The sequence below is a fragment of the Chryseobacterium sp. KACC 21268 genome, from assembly GCA_028736075.1.
Lineage (GTDB): Bacteria > Bacteroidota > Bacteroidia > Flavobacteriales > Weeksellaceae > Epilithonimonas.
The window spans coordinates 713332-730143 of sequence record CP117875.1; the positions used below are offsets into that span (position 1 = coordinate 713332).

General features: G+C 37.5%; 20 protein-coding genes. 14 read left to right on the forward strand and 6 right to left on the reverse strand.

Going from position 1 to position 16812, the window contains the following annotated elements:
* Window position 1: 1 nt before the first annotated feature.
* From PQ459_03405 to PQ459_03430, 6 genes are all read left to right on the forward strand, one after another.
* Window positions 2-874 (forward strand): NAD kinase, encoded by an 873-nt coding sequence (locus PQ459_03405; GenBank protein WDF47539.1) that lies wholly within the window; start codon window positions 2-4, stop codon window positions 872-874.
* Between the two features lie 60 nt (window positions 875-934).
* A complete protein-coding gene (locus PQ459_03410) occupies window positions 935-1144 on the forward strand; it encodes a hypothetical protein (protein WDF47540.1) in 210 nt (69 codons plus the stop codon).
* Complete coding sequence (locus tag PQ459_03415; protein ID WDF47541.1) at window positions 1141-1413, forward strand: Txe/YoeB family addiction module toxin; 273 nt, start codon at window positions 1141-1143, stop codon at window positions 1411-1413. Before PQ459_03410 ends, PQ459_03415 begins: the two co-directional genes overlap by 4 nt.
* Before the next feature lie 116 nt (window positions 1414-1529).
* The gene (gene fbaA / locus PQ459_03420; protein ID WDF47542.1) at window positions 1530-2597 is read left to right on the forward strand and encodes a class II fructose-bisphosphate aldolase; all 1068 of its coding nucleotides are present in this window, start codon (window positions 1530-1532) and stop codon (window positions 2595-2597) included.
* Window positions 2598-2691: 94 nt separating this feature from the next.
* On the forward strand, window positions 2692-3549 hold the full coding sequence (gene accD / locus PQ459_03425) for an acetyl-CoA carboxylase, carboxyltransferase subunit beta (protein WDF47543.1): 858 nt from the start codon (window positions 2692-2694) through the stop codon (window positions 3547-3549).
* Window positions 3550-3603: 54 nt separating this feature from the next.
* A complete protein-coding gene (locus tag PQ459_03430) occupies window positions 3604-4113 on the forward strand; it encodes a hypothetical protein (GenBank protein ID WDF47544.1) in 510 nt (169 codons plus the stop codon).
* 51 nt (window positions 4114-4164) lie between these two features.
* Here PQ459_03430 and PQ459_03435 read toward each other — a convergent pair whose 3' ends face one another.
* From PQ459_03435 to PQ459_03450, 4 genes are all read right to left on the reverse strand, one after another.
* Complete coding sequence (locus PQ459_03435; protein WDF47545.1) at window positions 4165-5229, reverse strand: T9SS type A sorting domain-containing protein; 1065 nt, start codon at window positions 5227-5229, stop codon at window positions 4165-4167.
* A gap of 237 nt (window positions 5230-5466) precedes the next feature.
* A complete protein-coding gene (gene metQ, locus PQ459_03440) occupies window positions 5467-6270 on the reverse strand; it encodes a methionine ABC transporter substrate-binding lipoprotein MetQ (GenBank protein WDF47546.1) in 804 nt (267 codons plus the stop codon).
* 10 nt (window positions 6271-6280) lie between these two features.
* Window positions 6281-6934, reverse strand: a complete 654-nt coding sequence (metI, locus tag PQ459_03445; GenBank protein WDF47547.1) for a methionine ABC transporter permease MetI — start codon at window positions 6932-6934, stop codon at window positions 6281-6283.
* Window positions 6924-7952 (reverse strand): methionine ABC transporter ATP-binding protein, encoded by a 1029-nt coding sequence (locus tag PQ459_03450; protein WDF47548.1) that lies wholly within the window; start codon window positions 7950-7952, stop codon window positions 6924-6926. Before PQ459_03450 ends, metI begins: the two co-directional genes overlap by 11 nt.
* 440 nt (window positions 7953-8392) lie before the next feature.
* On the opposite strand from PQ459_03450, the gene PQ459_03455 reads away from it, so the two are divergent.
* The 6 genes from PQ459_03455 to PQ459_03480 all read left to right on the forward strand — a co-directional run bounded on the left by PQ459_03455 (window position 8393) and on the right by PQ459_03480 (window position 12477).
* Window positions 8393-9793: a nucleoside recognition domain-containing protein gene (locus PQ459_03455; protein WDF47549.1), complete on the forward strand. Its 1401-nt coding sequence runs from the start codon at window positions 8393-8395 to the stop codon at window positions 9791-9793.
* A gap of 1 nt (window position 9794) precedes the next feature.
* A complete protein-coding gene (locus PQ459_03460; GenBank protein WDF47550.1) occupies window positions 9795-10085 on the forward strand; it encodes a hypothetical protein in 291 nt (96 codons plus the stop codon).
* Window positions 10082-10474 (forward strand): hypothetical protein, encoded by a 393-nt coding sequence (locus PQ459_03465; protein WDF47551.1) that lies wholly within the window; start codon window positions 10082-10084, stop codon window positions 10472-10474. The genes PQ459_03460 and PQ459_03465 overlap by 4 nt, the downstream gene beginning before the upstream one ends.
* A gap of 82 nt (window positions 10475-10556) precedes the next feature.
* Window positions 10557-11318: an alpha/beta hydrolase gene (locus PQ459_03470; GenBank protein ID WDF47552.1), complete on the forward strand. Its 762-nt coding sequence runs from the start codon at window positions 10557-10559 to the stop codon at window positions 11316-11318.
* A gap of 93 nt (window positions 11319-11411) precedes the next feature.
* On the forward strand, window positions 11412-12035 hold the full coding sequence (gene yihA / locus PQ459_03475; GenBank protein WDF47553.1) for a ribosome biogenesis GTP-binding protein YihA/YsxC: 624 nt from the start codon (window positions 11412-11414) through the stop codon (window positions 12033-12035).
* Window positions 12028-12477 carry a GNAT family N-acetyltransferase gene (locus PQ459_03480; GenBank protein ID WDF47554.1) on the forward strand — a complete coding sequence of 150 codons (450 nt, stop codon included), beginning with the start codon at window positions 12028-12030 and terminating at the stop codon, window positions 12475-12477. The genes yihA and PQ459_03480 overlap by 8 nt, the downstream gene beginning before the upstream one ends.
* Window positions 12478-12625: 148 nt before the next feature.
* Here PQ459_03480 and PQ459_03485 read toward each other — a convergent pair whose 3' ends face one another.
* Together PQ459_03485 and PQ459_03490 are read right to left on the reverse strand one after the other, a co-directional pair.
* On the reverse strand, window positions 12626-13288 hold the full coding sequence (locus PQ459_03485; protein WDF47555.1) for a response regulator: 663 nt from the start codon (window positions 13286-13288) through the stop codon (window positions 12626-12628).
* Window positions 13278-14837, reverse strand: coding sequence for an ATP-binding protein (locus PQ459_03490; protein ID WDF47556.1), 1560 nt, complete (start codon window positions 14835-14837; stop codon window positions 13278-13280). Before PQ459_03490 ends, PQ459_03485 begins: the two co-directional genes overlap by 11 nt.
* Before the next feature lie 235 nt (window positions 14838-15072).
* On the opposite strand from PQ459_03490, the gene PQ459_03495 reads away from it, so the two are divergent.
* Window positions 15073-15678, forward strand: coding sequence for a SprT-like domain-containing protein (locus PQ459_03495; protein ID WDF47557.1), 606 nt, complete (start codon window positions 15073-15075; stop codon window positions 15676-15678).
* Window positions 15665-16747 (forward strand): mannose-1-phosphate guanylyltransferase, encoded by a 1083-nt coding sequence (locus PQ459_03500; GenBank protein WDF47558.1) that lies wholly within the window; start codon window positions 15665-15667, stop codon window positions 16745-16747. The genes PQ459_03495 and PQ459_03500 overlap by 14 nt, the downstream gene beginning before the upstream one ends.
* The last annotated feature ends 65 nt before the right edge of the window (window positions 16748-16812 follow it).

Consider the following 16812-nt stretch of genomic DNA (forward strand, 5'->3'; position numbering starts at 1 on the left):
TATGAAGGCAGCGATCTACTCTCAAAAGAAAGACCTCGATACTTTTTTGTATCTCAACAAGTTCATTTCCGAATTGGCGCTCAGAGAGGTTTCTGTGGTTCTGCATTCCGAAATGGCGGAAAATCTTAATTTTTCTAAGGAATTCGATACGTTTTCTGGGAAAGAGGAGCTGAAAAGCAAGAACGTCAATATCGTTTTCAGTTTTGGTGGCGATGGGACAATTCTTAACGCTTTGACCTTCATCCAGGATCTAGAAATTCCAATTATTGGGGTTAATACAGGCCGATTGGGATTTTTGGCCAACTTCAGAAAAGATCAGATCTTTGACGAGTTGGATTCTATTATCCTAGATAAAAATTACAACATCAGCGAACGCTCTGTCATCAAAATCACAACAGACAATCCGAACGATATCGATTTTCCTTTCGCACTGAATGATGTCAGTCTTTCCAGAAAGGAAACCACATCGATGATCACGGTGGAATCTTACATCAACGAAGAATTCCTAAACGTTTTCTGGGGCGACGGCTTGATCGTTTCGACGCCAACAGGTTCTACGGCTTACTCGCTGAGTTGTGGCGGGCCAATCATTTCGCCAGCGAATGACAATTTCGTCATTACGCCAATCGCACCTCACAATCTGAATGTTCGTCCACTTATCGTTAAAGATGACGCAAAAATAAAATTGATCGTGAAAAGTCGGGTAGAGCAATATACTTTGGCTTTGGATTCCAGACTTTATCATATGGAAATCGGAAGTGAGATCAATATCGAAAAGGCTGATTTCTCACTATTTCTCATTAAACCAAAAAATTTTAGTTTCTATGAGACCATTCGCCAAAAATTGCTTTGGGGGAACGATAAGAGGAATTAAGTCCTTAATTATGCGAATTATAATTATTCAAATAACTTCTAAATTTTAAATCGAATTAAAATGGCAACAATTGAAATTAAAAATAAACTTAGTAAAGATAAAATCAAAATGGTGGTTGATGTTCTTAAAGCTTTGGGAATAAACGCTGTTTTCAATGATGATGATACCAAGATGACTAAGAAAGAGTTTGTTGATAAAATTGAAAAAGCTAAGAAAAGTCCTAAAACAAAAGTTTCTGCTTCAGAGCAAGCCAAACTTTTAGGATTGTGAGTTGGGATTTAGAATTCTCAGCAGAGTTTTCAAAGGATATTAAAAAGCATCAAAAAGCTGGCAACAAAATTTTATTGAAAAAGATAGATTCTTTTCTCACAGAGATCCGAGAAAATCCCACACAAGGTATTGGGAAACCAGAACAATTAAAATATTTTGAAGGTTCTATTTGGTCAAGACGGATTAATGATAAACACAGACTTGTTTATGAAATAAAAGAAGACGATGTGGAAATATTATCAGGTTGGGGACACTACGATGATAAATAGAAAACTTAAGAATAACGAAATATTAGTCATAACATAAGACTGAAAATTCGAAACTTTAAATAATTAATAATTTTGTAACTTTACCGTTCAAAAAAAATCTTAAAAATATAATCAAAATGAGCAGAAAATTTCCGGCAGGAGTTGCCACTGGTTCTTTAGTAACAGAAATATTCGATTATGCCAAAGAGAAGCAATTCGCACTTCCTGCAGCTAATGTGATCGGGTCTAGTAATATCAACGCAACGATGGAAACTGCTGCGAAACTTAATGCACCTGTGATCATCCAGTTCTCAAACGGAGGATCGATCTTCAACGCTGGAAAAAGCTTGAACAATGATAACCAAAGAGCTGCAGTTCTAGGAGCTGTTGCTGGCGCAAAACATATCCACACTTTGGCAGAAGCTTATGGAGCGACTGTAATTTTACACACAGACCATTGCGCAAAAAAATTGTTGCCTTGGATTGACGGTCTTTTGGACGCAAGTGAAGAGTTCTACAAGCAAAACGGAAAATCTCTTTATTCTTCTCATATGTTGGATTTCTCTGAGGAGCCAATTGAAGAAAACCTAGAGGTTTCTGCAAAATATTTCGAGAGAATGAACAAAATGGGAATGACTCTTGAGATCGAATTGGGTGTAACTGGAGGTGAAGAAGACGGCGTTGACAACTCTGACGTTGACAGCTCAAAACTTTACACGCAGCCAGAAGAAGTAGCTCACGCTTACGAAGTTCTAAAAGCGGTTTCTGATAACTTCACCATTGCTGCGGCATTTGGAAACGTACACGGTGTTTACAAACCAGGAAATGTAAAACTGACGCCGAAAATTCTTGACAATTCTCAAAAATATGTTCAGGAGAAATTCGGAACTGGAGAGAAGCCTGTAAACTTCGTATTCCACGGTGGGTCAGGTTCTACTTTGGAAGAGATCAGAGAAGCCATCGGTTATGGTGTTGTGAAAATGAACATTGATACAGATCTTCAATTCGGCTATACAGAAGGAATCAGAGATTATATGACTGAGAAAATTGAATATCTACGTCATCAAATCGGAAATCCAGAAGGAGCAGATGCACCAAACAAGAAATTCTACGATCCAAGAGTTTGGGTAAGAAAAGGAGAAGAAACTTATATTAAAAGATTGACTCAGGCTTTCGAAGATCTGAACAATATTAATACACTTTAATAAAATTTATAAATGATAATTGATGAGCGATAAACGATTTTTATAAGTTGTTTTTTCATCAATTATCAATTATCATTCATCAATTATAGATTATATGGCATTTGATTGGTTTAAAAGGAAAGGGCAAAATATTACCACTTCTACAGAAGACAAAAAGGACGTTCCAAAAGGACTTTGGCACAAGACGCCAACTGGCAAAATTATAGAAGCTGAAGAACTCAGAGCTAATAATTTTGTGTCTCCGGAAGATGGTTTCCACGTAAGAATCGGAAGTAGAGAATACTTTGATATGCTTTTTGATGATCAGAAATTCAAAGAATTGGATGCTGATGTGGAAAGTGTTGACATTCTTAAATTCAAGGATACAAAATCTTACACGGACCGTCTGAAAGAAGTGAAATCCAAGACCAAATTGACTGATTCCATCCGTAATGCGACTGGAAAAGTGAACGGTGTAGAAATGGTGATCTCTTGTATGGACTTTGCTTTCATCGGTGGATCTTTGGGATCTGTAATGGGTGAGAAGATCAGAAGAGCAATCGACTATTGTATCAAACACAAGTTGCCTTACATGATCATCTGCCAATCTGGTGGCGCGAGAATGCAGGAAGCGGCTTACTCATTGATGCAGTTGGCTAAAGTTCAGGCCAAATTGGTTCAACTTTCGGATGCAGGTTTGCCTTACATCGCTTATTTGACCGATCCAACTTTTGGTGGGATCACAGCTTCCTTTGCAATGACGGCTGATTTAATTATCGCAGAACCAAGCGCATTGATCGGATTCGCAGGACCAAGAGTGATTCGTGAAACAATTGGTAAAGATCTGCCAGAAGGTTTCCAAACTTCAGAATTCTTGCAGGAGAAAGGTTTTGTGGATTTTATCGTAAAAAGAACCGAGATCAAACATCAAGTTTCAAGATCGGTAAAACTTTTGATCCACGAATATCATTAATCAAATTATTGAACTAAAAATATACTCTCTCAAATCTGGGAGAGTTTTTTATTTATGAGATTTATAGGAATCATTTTCAGAGCTTTAAAAACCTTGACCTTCCGTAAATTATTGAAGGTTTTTTCCATTGGGATCATGCATCCTTTATTTGCTTTCCTTTACACTTATGCGAGTCTGAGGGCTTTTCAAAAAGCAAAGGAACTTTATCCCAAAACCAATTCCAACAGCGGCATAGGAAACGCATTTCGTCACGCCTATTGGTGTTGTATCATAATGATGTACTTCTGCAAGGTTTCATCGCCAGAGAAGTCCCTGAAATGGTGCAAAAGACTGACAGATATGCATGAAGACCTTTTCCCAAACAAACCTCTGGAAACCAAAATGGACCTTCATAACAATCAATTGGGAATGGATTATTTTATGAGTCTTTTGCCAGGCGTTCACAGACAGTTTTTTGAGAGTAGTTTTTTCATTAAAGAGCTTCAGGAAAAAACGAAAGATGCGGTTTTGATCACCTCTGTCGATGAGGAAATTGCTAAGGATATCCTGATCTATTTAGAATAAAAAAGAACGCCTTTTGAGCGTTCTTTTTCAATTATTAATTTAGTGAAATGTTTATTTCTTGATGAATTTCTTCGTCGTGGTCTTTCCGTTCTCGAAAGTAATTTTGATGAAGTAATTCCCTTTTGCCAAACGAGAAACATCAACCGTATTTTCTTTGGTCTCAGAGATCTTCTGTCCTGTGATGGATAGAACTTCCACAGACTTCAAAGCATTTTCTGTATTGATCTTGATGAATTTGTCAGCTGGGTTTGGAGCGAATGAGAAATCAATTTTGCTGAGGTCATTGACCGCTAAAGTATTGTTGGACTTGTTCACACATCTTACAGAATAGCCAAAACTTTTTGCGTCACCACCAAAACCAGTTGTGCTGGATGCTGCAGCTCCTAAATAAATGTAACGATAAAAGTTAGGATTGGCACTTGCAGATTTTGTCCAGATGTAAGCACGGGTTCCTTCAAAAGCCCATCCTGCATCTTTACGAGAACCTGCACCGGCGATTTTAAGATTGCTTTCAAAACCTCTTACAATTCCGCCAGTTGTAGCGCCAGCTGGTCTTGGGAAAATATTTTCTTTGGTCATTACAAGATCCCAATCTGCCTCAGAAGGCATTTCCCAATTGTCACCAATGGCTTTACAAGGGTCGATCCCGTTATGTTCTGTCACTTCGGAAAGGTTTTTGGCAGACCAATTGTCGTTTTGGTCCGGATTGGCAAACCATCCAGTATAATTACCAGACCAAGGCGTTCCTCCGTTGATATAAAATAAAGCATTTCCGGCTCCTAAACCAACAGGATTGTTAGGTGTTGGATAAACATCTGTGGTTTGAGAAGTTTTCAATTGATGTCCATCATCCCAACGGCCGTATTGGAAGTAATCGCCTCTTGCGCCTTCGTCAGCAATGCTGGTTGCAACGTTTGAGCTTCCAAGATTTTGCTGAAGCCATTCGTAGCCATCGGCAGCTCTCACAGTTTTGTAAGACACGGTTTGGTTTTGATAAGTAAGACTCACGCAGCCGTTGTCGCCCACATTATTTCCTGCGGCTTGCGGTGTGCAGTTTTGTGCATTGGTGTTTACAAAAGCAGCAAACAATCCTAAACAAAGATATTTATTAAGCATATAATTTAATTTTTTGCAAACATATTTATTTAGAACTAATAAAAATAACAAAATGATTTAAATCATAATTGTGTATTATAATGATTTCTCTTTACAGAATAGATTTGTAGCCGATTTTGATTGCTAGTTTAGTTTGATGATTTTGAAGCCATAATCGATTTTTGGTTAATTTAATAAAAAAATTGGCGATTCAATCTGAACCGCCAACTTAAAAAAACTAGATATAAAATAGAAGTTTTACCACGCTTTCACAGCGCCTTCTTTGAAGGTCTGCTTGGCAACGGCCTCTACTTCCGGAGATTGATAGGCTTTGACGAAGTTTTTGATCTTCTCGTCATTTTTGTTGTCTTCTCTGGAGACGATTAAATTGGCGTAAGGCGAATCTTTATCTTCTGTGAAAAGGCCTTCTTTTTCTGGGTCCAGGCCAGCTTGGGCCGCAAAATTATTGTTAATGATGGCCAGCACAACTTCTTTATCTTCCAAAACCCTCGGAATTTGTGGCGCTTCTAATTCCAGAATTCTGAAATTCTTCGGATTTTCTGTGATGTCTGCGACTTTTGGTAATAGTCCAATGCCTTCTTTTAATTTAATTAATCCTTGCTTCTGAAGCAGTAACAGTGATCTTCCACCATTGGTCGGGTCATTTGGAATCACAATGGTTTGTCCCGGTTTCAATTCTGAAATGGACTTGATTTTTTTGGAGTAAGCCACAATTGGATAAACAAAAGTTTTCCCGACAACAGCCAATTTGTAACCTCGTTGTCTGGATTGTTCTTCCAGGTAGGGCAAGTGTTGAAACGCGTTCACATCCACATCACCTTGGTTCAAAGCTTCGTTTGGAACCACGTAATCGTTGAAGGAGACCAATTCTACATCCAAACCATATTTTGCTTTGGCGACTTTTTTAGCTTCTTCTGCCAAACCTTGTTCAGGTCCGGAAGCGATGCCAACTTTTAAAATATTCGGGTTCGATTCTTTTTTGCTGCAAGCTGATAATGTGATGACAGCAAATGCTAAAGCAATTATTTTTAATTTATTCATTTTTAATTTTTTATCTGTGATTGAATTTTTTCGAAAGAAAATCTCCCGCCAATTGAATGATGAAAACCAGAATGATCAGTAATACCAAGACCGAATTCATCACCGCAAAATCATAACCGATGTAGCCATATTGATAACCAACTTGTCCCAGTCCGCCAGCGCCAACTGCGCCACCCATTGCGGAATATCCTACGAGTGTGATCAAAGTGATACTGACATTATTGATTAATGATGGCAAAGCTTCCGGCAACAGCACTTTTCGGATGATCTGCAATGGTTTTGCGCCCATCGATCTTGCCGCTTCTATCAATCCGGAAGGAATTTCCAGCAAACTATTTTCTACCAATCTTGCAATAAACGGAGCCGAACCAACACTCAACGGGACCAAAGCTGCCGCCACACCGATCGATGTTCCAACAATTGTTCTGGTGAATGGGATCATCCAAACAATTAAGATGATGAATGGGATCGAACGGAAAATATTCACGATCACAGAAACAACCTGATGAGAAACTTTATTCTCCAACAATTGACCTTTTCTTGTCAGGAATAAGAAAATTCCTGTTGGCAATCCTAGCAGAAATCCAAAAAATCCAGAAACCAAGGTCATCACAATCGTTTCTATCGTCCCTTGAAATAACAAATTGATAATACTATCCGACATAACCTAAAATTTCTGTGTTAGAATATTCATTTTCCAAATAAGCCAAGGCCTCGTTGATATTTTTGCCCTGCAATTCCACAAGCAAAACGCCAAAACTCAGATTGCCAACATATTCCAGTTGCGCACTGATCACTTTCGCTTTGACCTGGAATTTCTCAAACAAATTGCTGATGACAAAACTCTGGTCATTGTTTCCGGTTAGCATAAATTTCACGAGCGGATTGCTATTTCCACTATCAACACTGCTCAATGAATTTTGATAGACCAAAGGCAATTCGATATTTAAAGAAGATTGGATAAACCCTTTCGTTATTTCCTGTTTCGGATTGGTAAATATCTGTTCCACATTGCCTTGTTCCGCCAGTTTTCCGTGATCAATGACCGCCACTTTATCGCAGATTGTCTTGATGACTTCCATTTCGTGAGTGATCAGAAGGATCGTTAGGTTCAATTTTTGGTTGATGGATTTTAGCAATTTCAAAATCGATTTGGTGGTTGCCGGATCCAGTGCACTTGTCGCCTCATCACAAAGCAAAACCTTCGGGTCATTGGCTAGCGCTCGGGCAATCGCGACTCTTTGTTTTTGTCCACCAGAAAGATTGGCTGGGTAATCCTTTGCCTTTTCATTCAGTCCAACAAGTTCCAAAAGGCCATTTACCTTTTCCCTGATCTCGGATTTGGATTTTCCCTCCAATTCCAACGGAAATGCAATATTGTCAAAGACCGTTCTAGAAGACAACAAATTGAAATGCTGGAAGATCATCGCGATCTTTCTTCGTTCCAGGGTCAGTTGAGCATCAGACAATTTTGTCAGTTCAATATTATCCACGATTACTTTCCCGGCGTTCGGTTTTTCAAGAAGGTTAACACAGCGGATCAGCGTACTTTTTCCGGCGCCGGAAGTTCCGATGACGCCAAAGATCTCGCCTTTTTTCACCGTCAAAGAAACGTCTGCCAAAGCCTGGATCGTCTTATTTTTGGTCTTAAAACTTTTGGTAACGTTTAAAAGTTCTATCATTTTTACGAATTAATTAAAATAAAAAACCTTTCAAATGAGATTATGAAAGGTTTTCGAAATAAACACACTATTCTCTTCTTCATTCTATATCACTGAAATATATTACTGCAACAAACAAAACAAAATTTCAACATTGATAGTGTTTAAAAAAAAGCCGAGGCAAAGGTATCAATTCAATTCATACCAAACAAGTATAATTTAGATTTATGACAAAAATCAGTTATGGGATTTGTCCTCACAATTCGATTCTTAAAGTTTTGGGCAGCTATTTCCGTCCTCCGTTCCCGCTATTTTTTGCCGAGCTTTTCCAAATGCAAAAAAATGAGCTCCACTCAGGCCGGGCTGCGGGGTTTGCTATTCTATTAAAACTTTAATTTCTGAATACCAGTTTCCAAAATCTATTATCATTTTTCTTACATTTACTGAAATTAATTTCCAGAATGGTTCTAAGCAGGATTTGGTCAGCCTTCATCATCATCGCCATTGCAGTGGCCTCCATCAAATATTTCAGTTCAGAGAATTACAGTCAGATCTTCAACGATATGGTGGTCGGGAAAGGCGGCGACACTATTCAGATCTCGCAAAAACCATTGGCGCAGTTTTCTCCAGATATTCAAAGATCCTTGAAGGCCACGCCGGAACTCGAAGAAAATCACATCCATTACAAAATGGATTCCCTTCAAAACGTAAATACGTACAGAGTTGCGGCAACAGATGGCGTCATCGGAACCAGCGAAACAGCCGTCAATATCTGCCTGAAACTGATTGGCATTATGGCCCTGTTTATGGGCTTTATGAGCATCGCCGAAAAAGCTGGCGGTATCAATTTCCTCAGCCGAATGATCCAGCCATTCTTCTCCAAATTATTTCCAGACATCCCGAAAAACCATCCTTCATTCGGACATATGATGCTGAACTTCAGTGCGAATTTATTAGGATTGGACAATGCTGCCACACCATTCGGACTCAAAGCGATGGAAAGTCTTCAAACCCTGAATCCGGATAAAGACAAAGCCAGCAACGCCCAAATAATGTTTCTCTGCCTGCACGCCAGCGGATTGACATTAATCCCGGTTTCCATCATCGCGATCCGTTCATCAATGGGCTCTGTAACGCCGACCGATATTTTTCTGCCGTGTATGATTGCGACATTTTGTGCAACTCTGGCAGCAATGACGATTGTTTCTATCAGACAAAAAATCAATCTTTTCCAGCCTATTGTTTTAGCTTATGTTGGTGGGATTTCTGCAATCATCGCTTTGCTTGTGATCTACTTGGTTCAACTCAGCAAAGACGAGTTGGATTCCTTCAGCAAAGTGATGAGCAACGGCATTATTTTATTGATTTTCCTGGCCATCGTTTTGGGCGCAGTTTATAAAAAGATCAACGTTTTCGACGCGTTCATCGATGGGGCGAAGGAAGGATTTACGGTTTGTGTGAAGATCATTCCATATTTGGTTGGTATGTTGATTGCAATCTCTCTCTTGAGAACAAGTGGTGTTTTTGAGGTCATCATCGATGGAATGAAGTGGATTGCCAGTGCTTCCCATCTCGATACCAGATTTGTGGACGGATTGCCAACTGCATTAATAAAACCATTGTCAGGTTCCGGAGCTCGTGGAATGATGGTGGACACGATGAAAACCTTCGGCGCAGACAGTTTCGCTGGGAAGTTATCAGCTATTTTGCAAGGAAGTTCGGACACAACCTTTTATGTGATTGCCGTTTATTTCGGTTCAGTTGGAATCAGAAATACGAGATATACAGTTGGTTCGATGCTTTTAGCAGATCTGGTTGGCGTAACGGTTTCGGTAATTTTGGCGTATTTGTTTTTTGGATAGAATGAAAAATCAAAAAAGAAATGCCTTTGAAGAAACAACGGAAATAGTAGGATGGCTGCAAATATTTCTATCGCCATTCATTATCAGTTTGATTTTGGCGACAGTGATTTATGTTGCCTTTGATTCCATTTTTTCGATAATATTATCTGTTTTAATTTTAATTATTGGAATTGTGATTGGAATAAAGTTGGCTAACAAAATATATAATTCGAAAGACGGAACGATGCATTTTGTTTCGAGAGTTTCTGCAAGTCCAGAACTTGATGAAGAAGATAAAGATATTAAGAAATGATTCAAGATAAAGATTTTACGCTGAGATTAATAAGACAACTCAGCCAAGCATTGGAAAAATTACTTCTCGGAAAACCAGAAGAAAGTCTGATGCAGAAAGAATTGGATTTCGATTCCTTGATGAAGGATATTTTCAAAATGGATTTTGCTAAACTTTCATCAAAATCAAAAGAAGAGATCATAGAAATGGTCAAACTTCGGGAATCGAAGGACCACGCGGATTATTATGAGATGCTCGGCAATGTTTTTATGTTTCATTTCCGGACAGAAAAGAAAATCGATTTTGCAGAAAAAGCGAAATCTTTTTACGAACTTTATCTCACAACCAGCGGAATATTCGCACTGCCGATTATCAATCGTATCAATGAAGTGAATGCAGTGTTAAAATAAATTAAATTTGACCATATTAGTAGGATTAAAATAAAAAATTATTCTTTTATTTGTATTTTTGGCGCGTTATCGAGAGAGCATTATGATTTTTAAAACTAAAAAAGACACGAAATATACTTATGTAGAAGCGGGTGAAGGTCATCCACTGGTGCTTTTGCATGGTTTGATGGGAGGCTTGAGCAACTTCGATAAGATGATCAACTTTTATTCGGACAAGGGCTACAAGGTTTTTGTGCCGCAATTGCCTATCTATGATCTTCCTATTTTGAATACCAATTTGACCTCAATTTCGAAGTTTGTGGCAAAATTTATTACAGATGTTATTGGAAAACCAGTGACCATCGTAGGGAACTCTATGGGCGGACATATTGGATTAATTTTAACAACTTCTCGTCCGGAATTGGTAAAAAACTTAGTTTTAACAGGAAGTTCGGGTCTTTACGAAAGAACTTTTGGCGATAGTTTCCCGAGAAAAAGTGATAAAGAATATATTAAGAAAAAAACGCAGGATGTTTTCTACGACCCGATTGTAGCAACAGATGAGTTGGTAGACGAGGTTTTCGCGGTGGTAAATGACAGGATGAAAGGCATCAAAACGGTGATGTTGGCGAGAAGTGCCATCAAACACAATATGCTGAACGATCTTCCGAAAATTACTTGCCCAACCTGCATCATCTGGGGAAAACAGGATAATGTGACGCCGCCGGAAGTGGCAGAGGATATGCACAAATTCATTCCCAATTCCGAATTGCACTGGATTGACAAATGTGGTCACGCTGCAATGATGGAAAAGCCGGATGAATTCAATGAGATTCTTTACGCTTGGCTACAGAGAGTAATGTAAGCAGTAATCAATAAAAACTTTTCAGACCATTAAGAATTTGATTTTTTTAATCTTAAATAAATTGATTCTTAATGGTTTTTAAATATAAAAAATATGGTAATCAAAACCGCAGAATTTGTAAAAAGCAGTCAGAAATGGCAGGATTGTCCCGAGCCTACGATGGCAGAATATGCTTTCATAGGACGTTCCAACGTAGGCAAGTCTTCTCTCATCAACGCGATGATGAATCACAAAGATCTTGCTAAAACATCACAAACGCCAGGGAAAACGCAACTTATTAACCATTTTTTGGTCAACGAGAATTGGTTCCTTACCGATCTTCCAGGTTATGGTTATGCGAAAGTTTCTAAGAGCCTGAGAAAAGATTTTGAAAAACTGATCACCAATTATATCCTCAACAGACAAAATCTGGTCAATCTTTTTGTTTTGATAGATTCACGGTTGACGCCTCAAAAAATCGATTTAGAATTTATGCAATGGTGTGGTGAAAGTAATGTTCCGTTTTCCATCGTTTTTACAAAAGTGGATAAATTGAAACCTGGCGCGGCGGACCGAAATGTGGAAGCTTATAAAAAGGAATTGCTGAATACTTGGGAAGACCTGCCAGAGATCTATGTGACTTCAGCTGAGAAAAAAACGGGAACAGATAGTATTCTAAAATTTATTTCAGAAACTAATCAATTCCTCATAAAAAATAAAGTACGATTCGATGATTAATGCAGATTGGAAAATCAAAACATTTTCTGAACTTACAACCCCAGAACTATACGAGATTATCAAAGCCAGAGTCAATGTTTTTGTTGTGGAACAAGATTGTCCATATCCAGACATAGATGATTATGACCAAAAAGCAATTCACCTTTGGGCAGAAAAGGAGGGCGAAGTTTTAGCTTATTGCAGAATCTTTGACAAAGGCATCAAATATTCGGAAACGTCTATTGGAAGGGTGGTAACAACAGAAAACGGTAGAGGTACAGGACTTGGAAAGCAATTGATAAAATACGCTCTTGAAATTATAGAGAACCGAATTGGAACTTCAGAAGTTAGGATCTCCGCACAGGATTATTTGCTAAAGTTCTACTCAGATTTTGGTTTTCAGGATACAGGAAAAAAATATTTGGAAGATAACATTCCGCACACCGAGATGTTGAGAAAATAAAATAGCCTAAAGAAAATCTTCAGGCTATTTTGGAAATGATTATTGTTTCTTTGTGTTTTTACGGTTATTAATCTGAGGCAAAATTAAATACATAAAATCACATTTCCTTACGGGAAACCGTAAAATGGAAAAATAATTGAAAATAATTTTAAATTATTCCTAAATCCTTACAGCGCGCAATAAGTTGTTCGTTGTTTTTTACCGTCAATGCTAGCTTCATCGCATTCATTCTTTTTTCTACGCTGCTTAAACTATTTGGGTGAATATCTCTCTCCTGAAGGATCTGAGGGATGTTTTTTTGCAAAATGCCTTCTGATAATAACTGAATAAGTATAATGTCATAATTGCTGAATTCCAACGTATTCATACTTTTCACAGGCAGTTTGAGATCGTGAGAAATATAGACTTCATCTTTATAAACCGATTCAATAGCTTTTTTAAGTTCCCTCGAATCGGAACGCGCTTTTCTTACAAATGCATTGATGTTTAATTCGTTGAATAATAAATCTATAACGCCAAGTCTATGCTCTGCAGAAAAGACAATGATCTTGAGTTCCGGATGGATTTCGCGACAACATTTCACCAGTTCCCTTCCGTTTTTGATGAACTGTTTTCTGTGATCTTCTTCAAAAGACAAATCTGTAATCAGGAGCTCGTATGGACCGGTTTCCAATGATTTTTTAAGTTTCGCAAATGCATCATCACAGTAGTACACGTGATCTACCTTTGCAATTTGGAGCTCTTCCGACACTCTTTGCACAGAAAAATTACTGCTTTCGTGATCTTCGGCGATTAATATTTTACTGAACATTTCCTGTAGTTTTAATTGATAATTTGAGACCCAAAGTGCTCTTTTCGATTTCTAGATTTGCATGGATTTGCTTTAATCTGGATTTCATATTTTTAAATCCATTTTTTTCAGAAAAGTCTTCCGGTAGACCTATTCCATTATCTACATACTTGATTTCGTGCGTGTCTTTCTCTTGAATAAATCTGAAAATAACCTGGGATGCGTGGCTGTGTTTTTTCATATTTACCAATAGTTCGCGGATGATCTGGAACAGCTCTTCTTTTGAAAAGTGATTGATGCCTAACCAAAAATCGTGATCATTTCCTATAATAATAATTTTGGTTTTGTCATTGTCAAAAGCGCTGACCAGTCCCAAAATCCTTTCATTGAAGTCCTGTTGCAAGACATCATCGTAGGATAGATTGCGTGATTTTTCGTACATCAACTCTAGCTTGTCCAGTATTTTTTCTTTTGGAAGATTGTTTTGATGTTCAATCGTTGTCATCACTTCATAGATTCCGTTGGCAACCACATCATGGACTTTTTTTGAAAAATCCAGACGCTGCTCCTGCAATCTGTTGTTGGCTTCTAAAATTTGTCTTTGGCGTCTTTTTTTGATCCAGATGTAAGAAATGACAGAAATTAAAATAAAAAATAACAGCAGAAGAACAATAATTAGATTTTGTCTTTCAACCTGATATTCATGAACCTCGTGCTCTTTTTGAAGTTTCAGATTCTCTGCTTTGGATTTTTCACTTTCAAAACGTATTAGTGCGAATTGATTTTTGGCTTTATTTTTTGCATTGACCAAACTATCCTGAATTCTGGAGTAATCTTCAAAATAATTTTGCGCGTGCAAACCATCAGATATTTTTATTAAATTCTGTAAAGCCTCCAGTTGGTCCTCTGGATATTGCAATTTTTTTGCGAGAGCCAGCATTTTGTTGGAGTATAATCTGGAAGAATCTGCATTTTTTTTAACATAATAAGATGAGAGATAGGCGTACGCTGCATCCTGCGTCCAGTCATCATCCAGATTTTCGCTTAGTTTTTCTGCTATGAGGTAGTTGTGGATTGGATTATAGTTTTGATCTTCAAACCATTTGGACCGGGAAAAATTAAGTAAGAGCCGGGGATAAAATTCGCTTTTAGAACCTACGCTATCCAATAATTTGGTGTAGATCTCAATAGCTTTTCTGTAATTTTTTTCATTGTGATAAACGATAGCAATATTATTTGCCAGCATCATCTTATCAATAGGATCTTTCGTGAATTGGAATGCTTTATCATAAAACCTTTTTGAATCTTTGTAATTCTTGAGATTATTGGATGCAACGCCCAAATTGTTATAGTTGGAAAACAGAAAGTTGTGATGCGCCAAATCCTTTTCCTTGAAGAACTTGTCCGCATGCAAACTAGTTTCTATACTTCCAAAATTGTCGCCCGCTTTTTCTTGAATGATGGCCATATTCACAAAGCTTTTCCCCATTCCGAAACTGTCATTTCTTTTCTGAAAAAGCTCCTTTGCTTTGTCCAGATAAAAGAATGAGCTGTCCGAGTCTTTATCCATAAAGACGAAAGCTTTTTCGTAAAAAGGATTAATTTGTTTTTTTGATGAATCAATTTTTGGTTCTTCCGTTTTGGAACATCCAATTAGAATCAAAATCAAAATCAAAATATATAAGAAAGGTCTTAGCAAACTTTACAATTTATCCGAAATTTAAGGAAAATAACAATAATTGAATAATAATTTATTCTGAAATCATCGTTAATCAGTATTTTTGTTGATCATTCTGTTATTATTAATGTCAATCAAAACTTTAGAGCAATATCTGCCGGAGAACACTTTTCCTTTTCTCAAAAAATGGTTTGCGGATTATTATATTCATATCAAAATTACCAAAAACAGGAACAGCAAACTCGGCGATTACAGAAGGTTGCCAGACAAATCTCATCAGATTACAGTCAATTCTACGTTAGACAAGCAACTTTTCTTTTTTGTTTTGACTCACGAACTGGCGCACCTTATTGCATTTGAGAAGTTTAATTTCAGAATCAGTGCGCACGGCAAAGAGTGGAAAAATACTTTTACCGAGATGCTTCTGGAAAGTTTGGAAATCTACACCGATGATTTGAAACCCATTATTTTTCAGTTTTCAAAAAATCCGAAAGCAAACTTTATGGCGAGTCCAGAATTAGTCCGCTATTTCCATATCGAAAATCCTGAAGATAATTTTATTTTTATTGAGGATTTATTAATTAATGATGAATTCCGCTACAAGGGTGAGGATTATAGATTATTGGAAAAAAAGAAAAAGTTATATCTTTGCATCAATTCAAATAACGAGAAAAAATATTTATTCCGACCTTTAGCAAAAGTCGAAAAACTGATAATAGATGAACAAAAATAATAATTACTGTGTGATAATGGCTGGAGGTATTGGAAGCCGATTTTGGCCAATGAGTACCCAAAAATTTCCAAAACAGTTTCACGACATACTAGGAACGGGGAGAACAATGATTCAGCAGACTTATGACAGAATCAACCAATTGATCCCAAAAGAAAATATCTATGTGATTACAAATCAGGAATATGTAGACCTTACGCATCAGCAGTTGCCAGATATCCCAGCCAATAATATCGTTGGCGAGCCTGCGATGAAAAATACATCGGCCTGCAACCTGTATATGGCAAAGAAGATTGAAAGCGTAAATCCAGACGCAAATATCATTGTAATGCCAGCCGATCACTTGATCCTAAAAGAAAAAGCTTTTCTGGACAAAGTGGAATTAGGTTTCAAATTAACTTCAGAAAATGATTATTTAATTACGCTTGGTATTACGCCGACTCGACCAGACACTGGGTACGGCTATATCCAGTTCATTCAGGAAAATAATGAAGACTACTCCAAAGTGAAAACTTTCACAGAGAAACCTGATTTGGATATTGCGAAAAGTTTTGTGGAGTCCGGAGATTTCTTATGGAATGCAGGGATCTTCGTTTGGAGCGTCAAAAGTATTTTGTCTGCCTTCAAAAAATATCTTCCCGAGATGTCCAACCAATTCAATAATTGCGAATATAATTGTGAGGCAGAGCAGGAGTGTATCGATCTGATTTATCCTACGGTAAGCAAGATTTCTATTGACAATGGTATTCTTGAAAAAGCCAAAAATGTCTATGTCATTCCGGCAAATCTTGGCTGGAGCGATCTTGGAACCTGGACTTCTGTTTACACCAATGCTGACAAGAATGATGATAATAATGCCATCAGCTCCAAAAATGTTTTGACTTACAACTCGAAAGGCAATGTGATCCGAATCAAAAATCAAAACAAAGCAGCAGTGATTGATGGTCTTAAAAACTATATTATTGTTGATACGGAAAAGGCTTTGCTGATCTGTCCTAGAGATAATGATCAGCTAATCAAGGATTATGTTCTAGACCTCAAAAATCTCAAAAAGGGAGAACGATTTATGTAATTCAATTAATTTGTCAAAAAATATTTAACTCTTTGGTTTTGATCAAAGAGTTTTTTTTATTTTTG